The 14,624-nt window shown below is 65.2% G+C and carries 13 protein-coding genes; 2 read left to right on the forward strand and 11 right to left on the reverse strand.

Going from position 1 to position 14,624, the window contains the following annotated elements:
• Window positions 1-611: 611 nt before the first annotated feature.
• Window positions 612-1,202, forward strand: coding sequence for a PepSY domain-containing protein (locus QX108_RS14775; RefSeq protein WP_315799519.1), 591 nt, complete (start codon window positions 612-614; stop codon window positions 1,200-1,202).
• A 42-nt stretch (window positions 1,203-1,244) separates the two neighbouring features.
• On the opposite strand, the gene QX108_RS14780 is transcribed toward QX108_RS14775, so the two are convergent.
• From QX108_RS14780 to QX108_RS14820, 9 genes are all read right to left on the reverse strand, one after another.
• Window positions 1,245-1,940, reverse strand: coding sequence for a TetR/AcrR family transcriptional regulator (locus QX108_RS14780; protein WP_315725344.1), 696 nt, complete (start codon window positions 1,938-1,940; stop codon window positions 1,245-1,247).
• A 150-nt stretch (window positions 1,941-2,090) separates the two neighbouring features.
• A complete protein-coding gene (locus QX108_RS14785) occupies window positions 2,091-2,813 on the reverse strand; it encodes an HAD-IA family hydrolase (protein ID WP_315725342.1) in 723 nt (240 codons plus the stop codon).
• A gap of 5 nt (window positions 2,814-2,818) precedes the next feature.
• Window positions 2,819-3,754 carry a CbbX protein gene (gene cbbX / locus QX108_RS14790; protein ID WP_315799590.1) on the reverse strand — a complete coding sequence of 312 codons (936 nt, stop codon included), beginning with the start codon at window positions 3,752-3,754 and terminating at the stop codon, window positions 2,819-2,821.
• A gap of 159 nt (window positions 3,755-3,913) precedes the next feature.
• Window positions 3,914-4,333: a ribulose bisphosphate carboxylase small subunit gene (locus QX108_RS14795; protein ID WP_172131562.1), complete on the reverse strand. Its 420-nt coding sequence runs from the start codon at window positions 4,331-4,333 to the stop codon at window positions 3,914-3,916.
• 74 nt (window positions 4,334-4,407) lie between these two features.
• Complete coding sequence (locus QX108_RS14800) at window positions 4,408-5,868, reverse strand: form I ribulose bisphosphate carboxylase large subunit (protein ID WP_315799520.1); 1,461 nt, start codon at window positions 5,866-5,868, stop codon at window positions 4,408-4,410.
• Window positions 5,869-5,903: 35 nt separating this feature from the next.
• Window positions 5,904-6,986 (reverse strand): class II fructose-bisphosphate aldolase, encoded by a 1,083-nt coding sequence (gene fba, locus QX108_RS14805; protein ID WP_315799521.1) that lies wholly within the window; start codon window positions 6,984-6,986, stop codon window positions 5,904-5,906.
• Window positions 6,987-7,033: 47 nt separating this feature from the next.
• Window positions 7,034-9,073, reverse strand: coding sequence for a transketolase (gene tkt / locus QX108_RS14810; protein ID WP_315799522.1), 2,040 nt, complete (start codon window positions 9,071-9,073; stop codon window positions 7,034-7,036).
• Complete coding sequence (locus tag QX108_RS14815) at window positions 9,070-9,945, reverse strand: phosphoribulokinase (protein ID WP_315799523.1); 876 nt, start codon at window positions 9,943-9,945, stop codon at window positions 9,070-9,072. The genes tkt and QX108_RS14815 overlap by 4 nt, the downstream gene beginning before the upstream one ends.
• 36 nt (window positions 9,946-9,981) lie before the next feature.
• A complete protein-coding gene (locus tag QX108_RS14820; protein ID WP_315725334.1) occupies window positions 9,982-11,034 on the reverse strand; it encodes a class 1 fructose-bisphosphatase in 1,053 nt (350 codons plus the stop codon).
• Between the two features lie 146 nt (window positions 11,035-11,180).
• Here QX108_RS14820 and QX108_RS14825 point away from each other — a divergent pair, with 146 nt between their 5' ends.
• The gene (locus tag QX108_RS14825) at window positions 11,181-12,101 is read left to right on the forward strand and encodes a LysR family transcriptional regulator (RefSeq protein ID WP_172131558.1); all 921 of its coding nucleotides are present in this window, start codon (window positions 11,181-11,183) and stop codon (window positions 12,099-12,101) included.
• Window positions 12,102-12,149: 48 nt separating this feature from the next.
• On the opposite strand, the gene bchJ is transcribed toward QX108_RS14825, so the two are convergent.
• Window positions 12,150-12,917, reverse strand: coding sequence for a bacteriochlorophyll 4-vinyl reductase (gene bchJ / locus QX108_RS14830; protein ID WP_409998519.1), 768 nt, complete (start codon window positions 12,915-12,917; stop codon window positions 12,150-12,152).
• A gap of 81 nt (window positions 12,918-12,998) precedes the next feature.
• Window positions 12,999-14,603 carry a magnesium-protoporphyrin IX monomethyl ester anaerobic oxidative cyclase gene (gene bchE / locus QX108_RS14835; RefSeq protein WP_315799524.1) on the reverse strand — a complete coding sequence of 535 codons (1,605 nt, stop codon included), beginning with the start codon at window positions 14,601-14,603 and terminating at the stop codon, window positions 12,999-13,001.
• Window positions 14,604-14,624 lie beyond the last annotated feature (21 nt).

The following is a 14,624-nucleotide window of genomic DNA, read 5'->3' on the forward strand; positions in this document are numbered from 1 at the left end:
TCGCGTCCCGCGCCTGCGGCTTGCTCGGCTGCACTGGCGTGAGATGGGACGCTCGGCGCGGCAATATTGGCCGCTATGGTTGAAACGTCGCCAACCTATCGGAAATGAGAAAAAATCATAGCCGGTCGCGCCGGCCGGCAGGAATGACCGCCCCTGTCCGCTTGCGCTGATCGCACCGCCCGCGACATGCGCCACGGGTTCCTACGCCACGGCTCCCGCAATCGTGATCATCTGCCGCCTTGCTCATCGCAGCCGCCTCCGATGGCAAGCCGATCGAGGGCATGAAGAGCAAGCGCGCGATCCAGAGGCATCTTTCGGCGACCTACCAGTTTGCCAGGCACAACAGGCTGGCGTTCAACATGATGGCGATCGGCCCGTCCGTTCCGGAAGGCCAGGAGGTGGGGCTTCGACACCGACGACAGGCACGCGCTCGACGCCGGCGGCCATGCCAGCGCCCGCTCCGGTCGCTTCCGGGTCCAGACACCTCCCGTTCCCCGAGGCTTGACGGACACCGCCGACGCGATTATAGAACGATACAGTTTCGTTTTTTACGACCTTTTAATCAGGAATGCTCTAGAAGTACGGTTCGAATCTGAGGCACCAGGACGCCCATGAGACGCATCATCCTCCTCACCCTCATCCTGTTGTCATCGACCCCGCTGGCGCACGCCGTGGCCGGCGCCTCGGCGACCGACACGCCGGAGGCCAGCAGCTCGCAAGCCCCCAGCGATCCGGCCCTCAGCCAGGTCGCGATCGACCGCGAGCTCGAGCGGTTCCGCCGGACGGAGGTGTCGCTGCACCAGGCGCTGCGGATCGCGGAGAAGATTCATCCGGGCTCCAGGACCGCCGACATCAGCTTCGAGGGCGGGCTCGACGCGCCCGTCTACAAGGTCCGCACCCTGCAGAGTGGCCAGATCTGGGAATCCGATATCGACGGCTCGACCGCCAAGGTCTTGAACACCGTCCTGTTCTCGACCGTGCAGGGCCTCAGCGAAAGCGACCGCTCGAGCCTGGCTGCGCTCACCACCGTGTCACTGAGAATGTCGGACGCGATCCGGATCGCGGAACGCTCCGCGGCCGGCAAGGCGATCAGCGGCGGCCTCATCAGCAAGGACGGCAAGCTCGCCTTCATCGTCGTCGTGGTCAGCGGCAAGGACCTGAAGCAGGTCACGCTCGAGCCGACATCGATGCGGCGGCGCTGAAGCGCCGCCACATCGCGGCCTCAGGAAACCGGAGCTGCGGCCTTATGCCTTGGCGTGGAGGGCGAGGAATATCTTGACCCGCTCGCGGACGAAGCCGGGCATCTCCTTGCGAATGGTCCTTTCCTTCATTCCCATCAGCGCGCGCATCAGCAGCGGCAGCACGATCAGGTCGATGAAGATCTCGGCGTACGCCTCCGACGCCTTCGACGGCCCGCGCCTGGCGGGCAGACCGGCCGAGCCGAGCGTGTCGGCAAGCAGCACCGCCACCACCTGGACCGTCCGCTTGCGCGAGACCTCGTGAAATTGGCAGCTGAGATCGGGAAAGCGATAGGCTTCGCCGATCGTAACCCGCAACAATCCGATCGACTCCTTGAAGGCGCGGTCGACGATCGCCATCGCGAGTCCCACCAGCTGCTCCTGAACGGTGCCGACCGGGGGTGTATAGGACGAGCGCAAACTCACCAGCTCGCCGATCGAGCGCTCGACGATGGCGGCAAACAAGGCCGGCTTGCCGGCGTAGCGCGCATAGATGGTCGGCTTGCTGGCCGGCGCGCGCTCGGCGATCTCATCGATGCTGGTGCCGTCGAATCCGCGCTCGAGAAACACCTCACGCGCCGCGTCCAGGATCCGCTCTTCGATATTGCCGGCCAACGCCTTCGGCGGCCGCCCGACCCGCCCGCGCAGCGCGACCGTGCGCGCGGTGTCACTCCGTTTCACCTTGGCCTGCGTGCGGGCCATACTCTACGACCTCGACTCGACATGTCAGCATGTCGTCAAGGGATTACACGTTCTCGGCTGAACGGCAATAGAACGGCTGTTGCGAGGCAGCTATGCGCATCCTGGTGTACATAATTAGCCGTGCAGAACTTGCTCGACCATCAAAACACCTCAGGGAGCAAGCTCGCTGAGATCATCGAGCACCGCTAATGCACCGTCAAATACATCATCGTGAAAATAGAGACTGCGGGTGATGAGCACGGGAACGCCGGCGCGCGTCGCCGCCATCAGCCCGTTACCGGAATCCTCGACGGCGATGCAGCTGGCGGCGGGCAGATCCAGCTGCGACAACACCTCCAGGTAGACATCCGGCGCGGGCTTCTTGCGCGCGACGTCATCGGCCGCGACGACCGCGGCAAATCTGGCCTCCCACTCCTTGCCGAGCACGGGTGCCAGCAGCGCATCGATGTTGACCCGCGTCGTGGTCGTCGCAATGGCGATCCGTTGCTCGCGCGCCCAGGCGGCGTCGAGCAGCGCCCTGATTCCGGGGCGCAACGGGCAGCCCTTTTCCGACATGATGGCGGCAAACCGCTCCGTCTTGATCCGATGCAGCTTGGCGATCACCGCATCGCTGAGGGGCGGGCCGGAGCGCCGCATCTGATCGAAGGCGCGGATGCGCTCCTTGCCGCCGGCGACGCGCAGCAGCTCCTTGTAGATCCGGCGGCCCCAATGCCAGTCGATGCCGCCCGCAACGAAGGCCTCGTTGAAGGCCTCGCGATGGATCTCCTCGGTTTCCGCGAGCGTCCCGTCGACATCGAGGATCAATGCGCCGGCGTCGGCAATGCGGCGTCTGAGATCTTCAAGAGGTGAATTCTTCACCAATGCGAGGCTCATCACGTCTACTCCGCCTTTACGTCGCCCTTGCTGTCACCCTTGGCAAACACGCGGCTCGCCAGCACGTCGCTGGCCTCGATCGACATCACGTCGTCGGATGTCAGCACGCGGTCGAGCCGCGACACCAGCCGGTTGGCTTGCCGCAGACGGATCCGATCCAGCGCATTGCGGATCGAGCGCGCGTTCGAGAACAATGGCTGGGTGCGCCGGACCGTGATGTACTTCTCGAACGCTGCACGCGCCTCCGGCGTGAAGCGATAGTTCTGCCCCTCCAGCATCCTCTCGGAGATCGTCAAGAGCTCCCCTTCGGAGTAGTCCGGGAAATCGATGTGATGGGCGATGCGCGAGCGGAAGCCGGGGTTGCTCTGGAAGAACTTCTCCATGCGGTCGGCATAGCCGGCAAGAATGACGACGAGGTCCTCGCGCTGCGACTCCATGATCTGCAGCAGGATCTCGATCGACTCCTGGCCATAGTCGCGCTCGTTCTCAGGCCGGTAGAGATAATAGGCCTCGTCGATGAAGAGGACGCCGCCCATCGCCTTCTTCAGCACCTCCTTGGTCTTCGGTGCGGTGTGGCCGATGTACTGGCCGACGAGATCGTCACGGGTGACGCTGATGACGTGGCCGCGCCGGACGAAGCCGAGCCGGTGCAGGATGCCCGCCATGCGCAGCGCGACCGTGGTCTTGCCGGTGCCGGGATTGCCGGTGAACGACATGTGCAGGGTCGGGAACGTGGTCGTCAGACCCATTTTCTGACGGATGCGCTCCATCAGCAGCAAGGAGGCGATCTCGCGGATTCGTGTCTTCACCGGGGTGAGGCCGACCAGTTCGCGGTCGAGCTGCTCCAGCACCGACGCGATGTCGACGCTCTCGAACTCGCGGCGCAGATCGATCGCTTCGACCGGCGAGGCCTTGTCGGCATCCGCCTGCGTGGCCTGCATCATGGGCTGGTGCTCCGCTTGGCCGAAGTTCGCACGCGCTGGCGGCAGGTCCTCCCGCGAACTCCGGCAAGCGGGGGACACCGTCGAATCGGACTTGATCAATGCGGCAGGGCCGGCGCTGAAGTCCCGCCAGGACCGGGACTCCAGCGCAGCCGCTTTTTATGAGTAGCGCTCGCCTTCGGGGCGCTCCGCGGCGTAGGACCGCGTCGAATACCGCTGATTGCGTCCGACTGTTTCCTGGCGATCGAGCCGGAAGCCGGGCTCGTTCTGCGGCCGGTTGACGATGAAGGACAGCCGGATCGATTCCCAGCCATGGGAGGAATCGAATGCCGAGATGCGGATGTAGCGGTCGCCATAGATCTTCCGGCATTCGGAAAGCTCTCGCATGATGCCCGCGGCGTCGCGCAGGTCGAACATCGGCAGGCCCCACATCTCCCAATAGGTGTTGCGGGGATGCGGATCGTCAGTGAACTCGATGTTCACCGCCCAGCCCTTCTCGAGGCAGTACTGGATCTGGGCCGTGATCTGCTCGTCGGTCAGATCGGGCAGGAAGGAAAAGCAGCCTTGAGTCACGCGCATGTTGAGAGCTCCTGATGTTTTGCGGCCGGGCGGGCCGGTGTCCGGCCCGCAGCGCGGCGACGCATCGAACGAGGTTAAGCGGCGGGGGTGACGGTCGGCACGAAGTCCGGCGTATCCGTCGATTCGTAGTTGAAGGTGACGTCCTTCCAGATCTCCAGCGCCTCGCGCAGCGGCGTGCAGGTCTGCGCCGCCTTGGCGAGGATCTCCGGACCCTCATGCACGTAGTCGCGACCCTCGTTGCGGGCGAGGATCATCGCCTCCAGCGCGACGCGATTGGCGGTCGCACCGGCGGCGATACCGCGGGGGTGACCGATGGTGCCGCCGCCGAACTGCAGCACGACGTCCTCGCCAAGCAGGTCGAGCAGCTGATGCATCTGGCCGGCATGGATGCCGCCCGACGCCACCGGCATCAGCTTGTTGAGGCTCGCCCAATGCTGGTCGAAGAACACGCCGTGCTCCAGCCGCATCGGATTGAAGTCCTCGCGGCAGATGTCGTAATAGCCGCGCGTCGTGTTCGGGTCGCCCTCGAGCTTGCCGACGACGGTACCGGCGTGGATGTGGTCGACGCCCGCGAGCCGCATCCATTTGGCGATGACGCGGAACGAGACGCCGTGCGAGCGCTGCCGCGTGTAGGTCGAATGGCCCGCACGATGCAGATGCAGGATCATGTCGTTGCGGCGCGCCCATTTCGCCATCGACTGGATCGCGGTGTAGCCGATCACGAGGTCGATCATGATGATGGTCGAGCCGAGCTCCTTGGCGAACTCGGCGCGCTCATACATGTCCTCCATCGTCGCCGCGGTGACGTTGAGATAGGTGCCCTTGATCTCGCCGGTTCCGGCCTGCGCCTTGTTGACGGCTTCCATGCAGTACAGGAAGCGCTCGCGCCAATGCATGAAGGGCTGCGAATTGATGTTCTCGTCGTCCTTGGTGAAGTCGAGGCCGCCCTTGAGCGCCTCGTAGACGACGCGGCCGTAATTGCGCCCCGAGAGACCGAGCTTCGGCTTGACGGTGGCGCCGAGCAGCGGCCGGCCGAACTTGTCGAGCCGTTCGCGCTCGACGACAATGCCGGTCGCCGGCCCCTGGAACGTCTTCACATAGGCCACCGGCAGCCGCATGTCCTCCAGCCGCAGCGCCTTCAGCGGCTTGAAGCCGAACACGTTGCCGATGATCGAGGCTGTGAGGTTGGCGATCGAGCCGGGCTCGAACAGATCGAGATCATAGGCGATATAGGCGAAGTAGCTGCCCGGCGAGCCCGGCACCGGCTCGACCCGATAGCACTTGGCGCGATACTTTTCCGCGGCGGTCAGCCGGTCGGTCCACACCACGGTCCAGGTCGCCGTAGAGGATTCGCCAGCGACCGCCGCGCAGGCCTCGACCGGATCGACGCCATCCTGCGGCGTGACGCGGAACAGCGCGATCACGTCGGTGTCCTTGGGCTGATAGGACGGCTCCCAATAGCCCATCTTCTTGTATTCCATTACGCCGGACTTGTAGCGATCCTTGCCGCGCACCGTGATCGATGGGTCGTTCATGTGTTCCTCCTGGCTTTTCGTTGTGGCTGTGGACGTCACGCAGCTTCGGTCATTCCCCCAATTCGCGGATCGAGCGCACCGGAGCGATAGCGCTTGGCCATCTCCGACAGCGGCAGCACCTTGATCCTGGATGCGTTGCCGGCGGCGCCGAATTGCTCGAAGCGCTCGCGGCAGAGATCGCGCATCGAATCCATCGCCGGCTTTAGGAATTTGCGCGGATCGAACTCGACCTTCGACTGTGCGCCGACCTTGCGGAAGATCGCGGTCATCGCCAGCCGGCAGTCGGTGTCGATGTTGACCTTGCGCACCCCGTGGCGGATGCCGCGCACGATCTCCTCGACCGGGACGCCCCAGGTCTGCGGCATCTCGCCGCCGAACTGGTTAAACATGTCCTGCAGGCTCTGCGGCACCGACGACGAGCCATGCATCACCAGATGCGTGTTGGGCAGCCGGCGATGGATCTCCTCGATGACGTTCATGGCGAGGATTTCGCCGTCCGGCTTGCGCGAGAACTTGTAGGCGCCGTGCGAGGTGCCCATCGCGATCGCCAGCGCATCGACCTTGGTGGTGCGGACGAAATCGACCGCCTGGTCGGGATCGGTCAGCAGCTGGTCGCGGCTGACCTTGCCTTCGAGGCCGTGGCCGTCCTCCTGCTCGCCGCCACCATGTTCGAGCGAGCCGAGCACGCCGAGCTCGCCCTCGACGGAGGCGCCGACCCAATGCGCCATGTCGGTGACGCGGCGGGTGATGTCGACGTTGTACTCATAGTCCGCGGCGGTTTTGGCATCGGCCTTGAGCGAGCCGTCCATCATCACGGACGTAAAGCCGTATTTGATCGCGGTGGCGCAGGTCGCCTCGTCATTGCCGTGGTCCTGATGCAGGCACAGCGGGATCTGCGGATACATTTCCTCCAGCGCGTCGATCATCTTCGACAGCATGATGTCGCCAGCATAGGAGCGCGCGCCGCGCGAGGCCTGGATGATGACGGGGGCATCGACGGCGGCGGCCGCCTCCATGATCGCGAGCCCCTGCTCCATGTTGTTGATGTTGAACGCCGGCACGCCGTAGCCGCGCTCGGCGGCATGGTCCAGCAATTGTCTGAGCGTGATCCGCGCCATGGTGGGTCTCCGTCCCTTGTTTCGATGTTCTGTCGTGTCGTGCGCCGTCAGTTGGCGCGCGCCCGGATGATGTTGCGCATGGCGGCATCGGCCACGGCCGCCGGCGTGATGCCGAATTCGCGGTAGAGCACATCGGCCGGCGCCGACGCGCCGAAGCCGTGCATGCCGACGAACTCGCCGGCATCGCCGAGCCAGCGCGCCCACTCGCCCTCGATCGCGGCTTCGACCCCGATGCGCGGAGCGTTGCCGAGCACCTCGGCGCGATACTCCGTGGTCTGCTTGCGGAACAATTCGAAGCACGGTGCCGACACGACCGCCGCCTGCACGCCCTCCGCGGCCAGCAGCTTGGCCGCCTCCAGCGCAATCGCCACCTCCGAGCCGGTCGCAATCAAGGTGACGTCGCGGCCGGCTTCGGGCTCGACCACCACGTAAGCGCCGAGCGCCACCTTGTTGTGGTCGGACGTCTCGGTGCGGAAGGCCGGCAGCGTCTGTCGTGACAGGCAGAGCACCGAAGGCGAGGTCTCGGCGCGCAGCGCGCAGTCCCAGGCTTCCGCCGTCTCGACCGCGTCGGCCGGACGGAACACGAGAAGATTGGGAATGGCGCGCAGGCTCGGAACGTGCTCGACCGGCTGATGCGTCGGGCCGTCCTCGCCGAGGCCGATGGAGTCGTGCGTCATCACATGAATGACACGGATGCCCATCAGCGCCGCGAGTCGGATCGCCGGACGGTTGTAGTCGGCGAACGCGAGGAAAGTGCCGCCATAGGGAATGAAGCCGCCATGCAGCGCGACGCCGTTCATGGCCGCGGCCATCGCGTGCTCGCGCACGCCATAGTGAATGTAGTTGCCGTCCATGGTCGACGGCGTGACGGATTTGTGCGTCTTCGCCTTGGTCAGGTTGGAGTGAGTCAGGTCCGCGGAGCCGCCGAGCAGGTTCGGCAGCACGGTCGCGATCACGTCGATGACGTTCTGCGACGCCTGGCGCGTGGCGATCTTCGGCTTCTCGGCCGTGAGCTGCGCAATGAATTGCGCCATGCGCTCGGTGTAGGCCGCCGGCAGCTTCTTGTTCAGCGCATCATGACAGGGCGAGCGATCGGCGCTGCAGAGTTTTCTCGCGCGTTCCTTCCAGGCCTGCCGCACGCTGCTGCCACGCGCGCCGATCTCGCGCCAGCTCACCAGCACGTCGGCGGGAACCTCGAACGGCCGGTGCGGCCAATGCAGCGCGGCGCGGGTCTTCTCGACCTCCTCCGGCCCGAGCGGCGCGCCGTGCGCCTTCTCCGAGCCCTGCCGTCCGGGCGAGCCGAAGCCGATGGTCGTGCGGCACGCGATCATGGTCGGGCGATCGCTCTGCCGCGCCGCCGCGATGGCCATTTCGATCGCCTGGGGATCGTGGCCGTCGATGCGGCTGGTCGCCCAGCCCGAGGCCGCAAACCGCGCGAGTTGATCATCGGAGCAGGCAAGCCCGGTCGAGCCGTCGATAGAAATGCCGTTGTCATCGAACAGTACGATCAGCCGATTGAGCCTGAGATGCCCGGCGAGCGAGATCGCCTCGTGGCTGATGCCCTCCATCAGGCAGCCGTCGCCCGCGATCACATAGGTGTAGTGATCGACGAGATCGTCGCCGTAGCGCGCGTGCATCAGGCGTTCGGCGAGCGCCATGCCGACCGCGGTCGCGATGCCCTGCCCGAGCGGACCGGTCGTGGTCTCGACACCAGGCGTATGGCCATACTCGGGATGGCCCGGCGTCTTGGCGCCCCACTGCCGGAACTTCTTCAGCTCGTCGAGCGTGACGGACTCGTAGCCGGTGAGATGCAACAGCGCATAGAGCAGCATCGAGCCGTGGCCGGCCGACAGCACGAAGCGGTCGCGATCGGGCCAGGCCGGATCGGTGGGATCGAACTTCATGAAGCGGGAAAACAGCACGGTCGCGACGTCGGCCATGCCCATCGGCATGCCGGGGTGACCCGACTTCGCCTTTTCGACGGCGTCGATCGCGAGGAAGCGGATGGCGTTCGCCATCTCGGCATGGCTGGGATCGGCCTTGAGATCGGTCTTGGGGGCCAGCGTCTGCACGGCGGTGGCGGTCATAGCGTGCGCCTCTTTCGGTCCATCAGTTGCATGATCATGGGGGTGAGGATGAGCTGCATGGCGAGATCGAGCTTCGAGCCATGGATCACGATCGAGTTGGCGCGCGACATGAAGCTGCCCTGGATCATCGAGAGCAGATAGGGGAAGTCGATCCCGCGGGGGTTCTTCAGGCGGATCACGACCATCGATTCGTCGGGTGTCGGGATCCACCGCGCAATGAACGGGTTCGACGTGTCGACCGTCGGCACGCGCTGGAAGTTGATGTCGGTCTCCGAGAATTGCGGGATGATGTAGTTCACATAGTCGGGCATGCGCCGCAGGATGGTGTCGGTGACCGCCTCGGTGGTGTAGCCGCGCGAGGCGCGGTCGCGGTGCAGCTTCTGGATCCATTCGAGATTCATCACCGGCACGACACCAATCTTCAGGTCGGCATGCTGCGCGATGTTGACCTTCTCGGTGACGACGGCGCCATGCAGGCCTTCGTAGAACAGCAGGTCGGAGTCTTCCGGCAGCCGGCTCCATTTGGTGAAATTGCCGGGCCTCGTATCGTAGAGCCGCGCTTCCTCCTCGTCGTGAACGTAGTGGCGCGTGGTCCCGGTGCCGGTTTCGGAATAGTCTCGAAACGTCTTCTCGAGCTCTTCGAACAGATTCGTCTCGGGGCTGAAATGGCTGAAATGCTTGTTGCCGCGCTCGGCCTCCTCGACCATCTTGCGGCGCATCTCCTCGCGGTTGTAGCGATGGAACGCATCGCCCTCGATATAGGCCGCCTTGACGTTCTCGCGGCGGAAGATGTTCTCGAAGGTCTTCTTGACCGACGTGGTGCCGGCGCCCGACGAGCCCGTGATCGAGATGATGGGATGACGACGTGACATGACTTTTCTCCGGAAGGCGCGCTGAGCAGCGCTGGCTCAGCGAAACAGACCGCGCCGCGCGAACAGCGGCGCATCGCTGGTTTCGAACAGCGGCTCGACGCCCTCATGCAGCTGGTCGACATCGCGGACGAGCCGGACGTCCCCCATGATGAGGGGCGCACGCTGATGCGGCGAGCGCGCCGACAATTCGAGGATGCGGGCGCGGCCGCTCGATGCCGAGCCGCCGGCCCATTCCATGATCAGCGCCATCGGGTGCGCTTCGTACACCAGCCGCAGCCGGCCCTCGCGATAGCCTGGACGGGAATCAGCCGGGTAGAGGAACACGCCGCCGCGCATCAGGATGCGATAGGCCTCGGCGACGAGCGAGGCGATCCAGCGCATGTTGAAGTCGCGGCCGCGCGGGCCCGCGGCGCCGGACAGGCACTCGTCGACATAGTTGCGCACCGTGCCGCTCCAGTGCCGACGGTTCGAGGCGTTGATCGCGAACTCCGGCGTATCCTGCGGGATGCGGATCCCCGACTTGGCGAGGATAAATTCGTGCAACGTCGGATGCAGCACATAGAGGTCGACGCGGCGGTCGATCGCGAGCACGAGACAGGTCTGCGGTCCGTAGACGAAGAAGCCGGCGGCGAGCTGCGCGGTGCCGGGCTCGAAGAAGCTGGAGAGCACGTCGCGGCCGCGCGGGCGGATCGAGAAGATGGTGCCGACCGAGATGTTGTTCTGCAGGTTCGACGAGCCGTCGAGCGGATCGATCGCGACGCAAAGTGGGGCAGCCTCATTGACCGTTTCCGGACGATCGCCCTCCTCGGACAGGATGCCGGCGACGGGGGCCCGACGCAGCGCGTCGCGCATGAGATTGTCGGCGACAATGTCGAGCGCCTTCTGGATGTCGCCGTCGGTGTTGACCGTGGCGGCGCCTTCGTCGACGCCCGACAGCGGGGCGATGGCGATCTGGCGGGCAAGCTCGCGTGCAGCGTCGGCAAGGGCCTCGATGACCGCGGCGCAGTCGGCGTCGGCGCCTTGCGATGCAAGATGAGCCTGCAATGTCTGATGATGATCCGGCTGAGTCATGGGCCACTCCCTCGCCATCAGCTCCTCTGTCGGGAACTTGATGAAGCTGCACGAAAGCGTCGTGCCGCGCCGCTATCAACACTCGATTTGCGTGATTAGGGAAATTTCGATATCTTTGGACTGACCAAAGTTTTCCTTATGCGAACGATCTCATCGAGGGTTCCATGAGCCGGCACTTCTCTCGTGACCTCACCATCCGCCAGCTTCGCGCGCTGGTGGCTGTGCAGAATTCCGGATCGGTGACCTCCGCGGCCAGCCGCCTGAACCTCACCCAGCCTGCGGTCACCCTGCAGATTCGCAATCTCCAGGAACTGGCCGGGCTGCCGCTGATCCAGCGCACCACGGACGGCATGATCCTGACGGAAGCAGGCCGCAGCGTGCTGGCGCTCGCCGAGCGCGTCGAGGCCGCCTTGCAGGATTGCGAGCAGGCGCTGGACATTCTCGCGGGACGCAGCGGCGGACGCGTCGCGATCGGCGCGGTCAGCACCGCGAAATATTTCGTGCCGTTTGCGATTGCGGAGTTCTCGCGGCGGTTCCCGAAGATCGACGTGACGCTGCGAATCGGCAACCGCGACAGCCTGCGCGAGGCGCTGCGCGGCTATGATCTCGATATCGCCATCATGGGCCGGCCGCCCGCCGACGTACCGGTCGACATGCGGCCGTTCGGCAAGCACCCGCACATCATCATCGCGCCGGCCAATCACCGGCTGGCCCGTCGCAAGCGGATCGCGGCCGAGGATCTCGCCGGCGAGGTGTTCATCACCCGAGAGCCGGGATCGGGCACCCGGCTGCTGATGGAGACCTTCTTCGAGAAGCATGGTCTGAAGCCGAAGACCAGCATGGAGATGGACAGCAACGAGACCATCAAGCAGGCCGTCATCGCCGGCCTCGGCATCGCCTTCATCTCGCAGCACACGGTGGCCCATGAGCTCGGCGAGGGCCGGCTGGTGACGTTGAAGGTTGCAGGCCTTCCGATCATCCGGCAGTGGCACGCGGTCCGGCGCGCCGACAAGCTGCTGCTGCCGCCGGCGCAGGCGATGCTGGATTTCCTCGGCAAGGAGGGCGCTCGGTTTCTGCCGAGCTGAGCGCGACACCCGAAGCCGTGACGGTGTCGCCTCGCGCATGGGCCGATATCACCAGTCGATCACGAAACGGCAGGCGGATGCGCCCGCCGCTTCGCAGCTGATCTCGCGCGCGCGGGCGTTCCGGTGCACCAGCCTTGCAAACAGCGTCTCGAAGGTCGCTGCGTAGAAGTCGCAAATCGAGTGATCGGTCCCCTGCCCGCGGCACAACGGGCAATGTCTGATCTCGTACACCGTCGGCCGCCCCGGACGGGAGGTGAAGATGCCGGTGCCGGCGAAGGTCCAGGCATGGGCCGAGATCGCGCGCGACAGCGCATGGCTGGCGAGGCGCGCCGGCAGCACGCGAAGCACGCGCTGGGCGGGTTTGGGAATGCGGTGGGCGAGCAGATAGAGCGCGGTCAATTGCCCCGCCTTGAGGCTGACCGCGCGGGCAGCATCGTCGTCCAGCGTGGCCCTGAGGGCGCGATACAGACGGATGACTTCCGTCTCATCCACCATGTCGGCAGGCGGCGACGCGAGATATGGCTCAAGCCGCGCGGCCGCGAAGACACCGCGCGCGTCCCGCCCGCCGCGCAGCAGCCGCAAGGCCTCCGCGGTCTGGATGATCGCATTGGGGCCGATGCGGCCCGTCTCTGACTGATGGTTGAAGCTGGCCGTGTGCCTGCCACCGTCCTTCGAGACGCCCGCCTCCGGCGGGCTCCTCAGGACGAGGTCTGAATGTGAGGCGCGGTCCACAGCGCTCACGGGACTGCTCCCCTCATGGTGAGGAGCGCCGGTTGCGGCGCGTCTCGAACCATGAGGCCCCGAATGGTGCTGCATTCATGGACGCTTTCAGCGGCGCGATCCGAGGCGGCGGCAGCGCGCGGCAGCTCGAGGTGCTGGGCGCGCGCGCCGCGCATCTCAGTGCACTCTCGTCTCGGCCTCTTCGCTCATCTGCTCGGTGCCGCCGCCGCAGGCCATCACCTGCGCCTGCTGCGGTCCGGTCAGCTTGCGATTGTGGCTCGTCTTCCATTCGACCTTGCCGGGCTCGGCGCGCTTGCGCGAGGTGTCGAAGCCGAAATCGACCTTGCCCTTGGATTGCGGCCCCCAATAATTGACGCGGCCGAGATCGTAGAATTTGCGCTCGAATCCGGACTTGAGGAACGCCTTGAGGCAGCCGAGCAGATAGCGGCGGCGCTCGCCGGAGCCGGCCCAGGGATATGAGAACAGCGCCTTGTGCATGTAGAAGCGGCGGTAGTTGTTCATGACGCCGTCGAGCAGCTCGCCGCGATCCATCGCGTCGGGCTTCATGATCGGGGTGACGAAATTGTACTTCTCGTAGTCGAAGATTTCGACCTTGTCGCCGAGATCGCGGAACAGGTCGGAGAACGGCCACGGCGTGTACATCGCCCAGTTGGCGAGATCAGGCTTCCAGTCGCGCGCCATCTGGTAGGTCTCTTCCAGCGTCTCGCGCGTCTCGTTCTCGAGGCCGACGATGAACTGAGCCTCGACGACGATGCCGGCGTCGCGCAAAAGCTGGATCGCCTTCTTGTTCTGCGCGACCGTGGTCTCCTTGTTGAAGCGGTCGAGCTTCATCTGCGCCGCGGCCTCGGTGCCCAGCGAGACGTGGATCAGGCCGGCCTTGCGATAGAGTGGCAATAGCGCCTCGTCGCGCAGGATGTCGGTGACGCGGGTGTTGATGCCCCAGAGGATCTTGAGGTCGCGGCGGATCAGCTCCTCGCAGAAGGCGACGAACTTCTTCTTGTTGATGGTTGGCTCCTCGTCGGCGAGGATGAAGAAGCCGACATCATGCTCGCGCATCAGGGTCTCGATCTCGTCGACCACCTTCTTCGGGTCGCGGATGCGATAGTCGCGCCAGAATTTCCACTGCGAGCAGAAGCTGCAGGTGAAGGGACAGCCGCGCGCCATGTTGGGGATGGCGACGCGCTTGTTCATCGGGATGTAGATGTACTTGCTCCATTCGAGCACGCTCCAGTCGGGCGTGATCGCGTCGAGATTCTTCACGGTCGGCGCCGCGACTGTGGCAACCACCTCGGTGCCATCGCGATAGGCGATGCCCTTGATGCTGCGGCGGTCGCTCTCCCAGCGGCCGTCCTCGCGGGCGCGCATCAAATCGACGATGATCTCCTCGCCCTCGCCGCGCACGATCGCGTCGATCCACGGCGCTTCCGTCAGCACCTGCTGATACATGAAGGTGGCGTGGATGCCGCCGAGCACGGTCAGCGCGTCCGGATGCTCCTCCTTGGCGATCTCCAGAAGACGCTCGGCCTTGTAGATCGAGGGCGTGATCGCGGTGCAGCCGATGACATCGGGCTTCTCACTGCGGAGGATGGCGCGGACCTGCTCCTCGGAGAGGTCGTTGGTCATCGCATCGATGAAGCGGAGATCGGTGAAGCCGGCCGCCTTGAGCGCGCCGGAGATGTAGGCCGCCCATGCGGGCGGCCAATTGCCGGCGATCTCCGCGCCGCCGGAGTGATAGTTGGGATGCAGCAACAAGATCCGCACGGCGTTCTCCCCCGGTTATCA

This window comes from Bradyrhizobium sp. SZCCHNR1002, assembly GCF_032381435.1.
Classification (GTDB): domain Bacteria; phylum Pseudomonadota; class Alphaproteobacteria; order Rhizobiales; family Xanthobacteraceae; genus Bradyrhizobium; species Bradyrhizobium aeschynomenes.

What these genes read in the sequence shown, in the direction of transcription:
- QX108_RS14775 (WP_315799519.1), top strand. Translation starts at nt 612, where the DNA reads ATGAGACGCATCATCCTCCTCACCCTCATCCTGTTGTCATCGACCCCG.
- QX108_RS14780 (WP_315725344.1), bottom strand. Translation starts at nt 1,940, where the DNA reads ATGGCCCGCACGCAGGCCAAGGTGAAACGGAGTGACACCGCGCGCACG.
- QX108_RS14785 (WP_315725342.1), bottom strand. Translation starts at nt 2,813, where the DNA reads ATGAGCCTCGCATTGGTGAAGAATTCACCTCTTGAAGATCTCAGACGC.
- cbbX (WP_315799590.1), bottom strand. Translation starts at nt 3,754, where the DNA reads ATGCAGGCCACGCAGGCGGATGCCGACAAGGCCTCGCCGGTCGAAGCG.
- QX108_RS14795 (WP_172131562.1), bottom strand. Translation starts at nt 4,333, where the DNA reads ATGCGCGTGACTCAAGGCTGCTTTTCCTTCCTGCCCGATCTGACCGAC.
- QX108_RS14800 (WP_315799520.1), bottom strand. Translation starts at nt 5,868, where the DNA reads ATGAACGACCCATCGATCACGGTGCGCGGCAAGGATCGCTACAAGTCC.
- fba (WP_315799521.1), bottom strand. Translation starts at nt 6,986, where the DNA reads ATGGCGCGGATCACGCTCAGACAATTGCTGGACCATGCCGCCGAGCGC.
- tkt (WP_315799522.1), bottom strand. Translation starts at nt 9,073, where the DNA reads ATGACCGCCACCGCCGTGCAGACGCTGGCCCCCAAGACCGATCTCAAG.
- QX108_RS14815 (WP_315799523.1), bottom strand. Translation starts at nt 9,945, where the DNA reads ATGTCACGTCGTCATCCCATCATCTCGATCACGGGCTCGTCGGGCGCC.
- QX108_RS14820 (WP_315725334.1), bottom strand. Translation starts at nt 11,034, where the DNA reads ATGGCGAGGGAGTGGCCCATGACTCAGCCGGATCATCATCAGACATTG.
- QX108_RS14825 (WP_172131558.1), top strand. Translation starts at nt 11,181, where the DNA reads ATGAGCCGGCACTTCTCTCGTGACCTCACCATCCGCCAGCTTCGCGCG.
- bchJ (WP_409998519.1), bottom strand. Translation starts at nt 12,917, where the DNA reads ATGCAGCACCATTCGGGGCCTCATGGTTCGAGACGCGCCGCAACCGGC.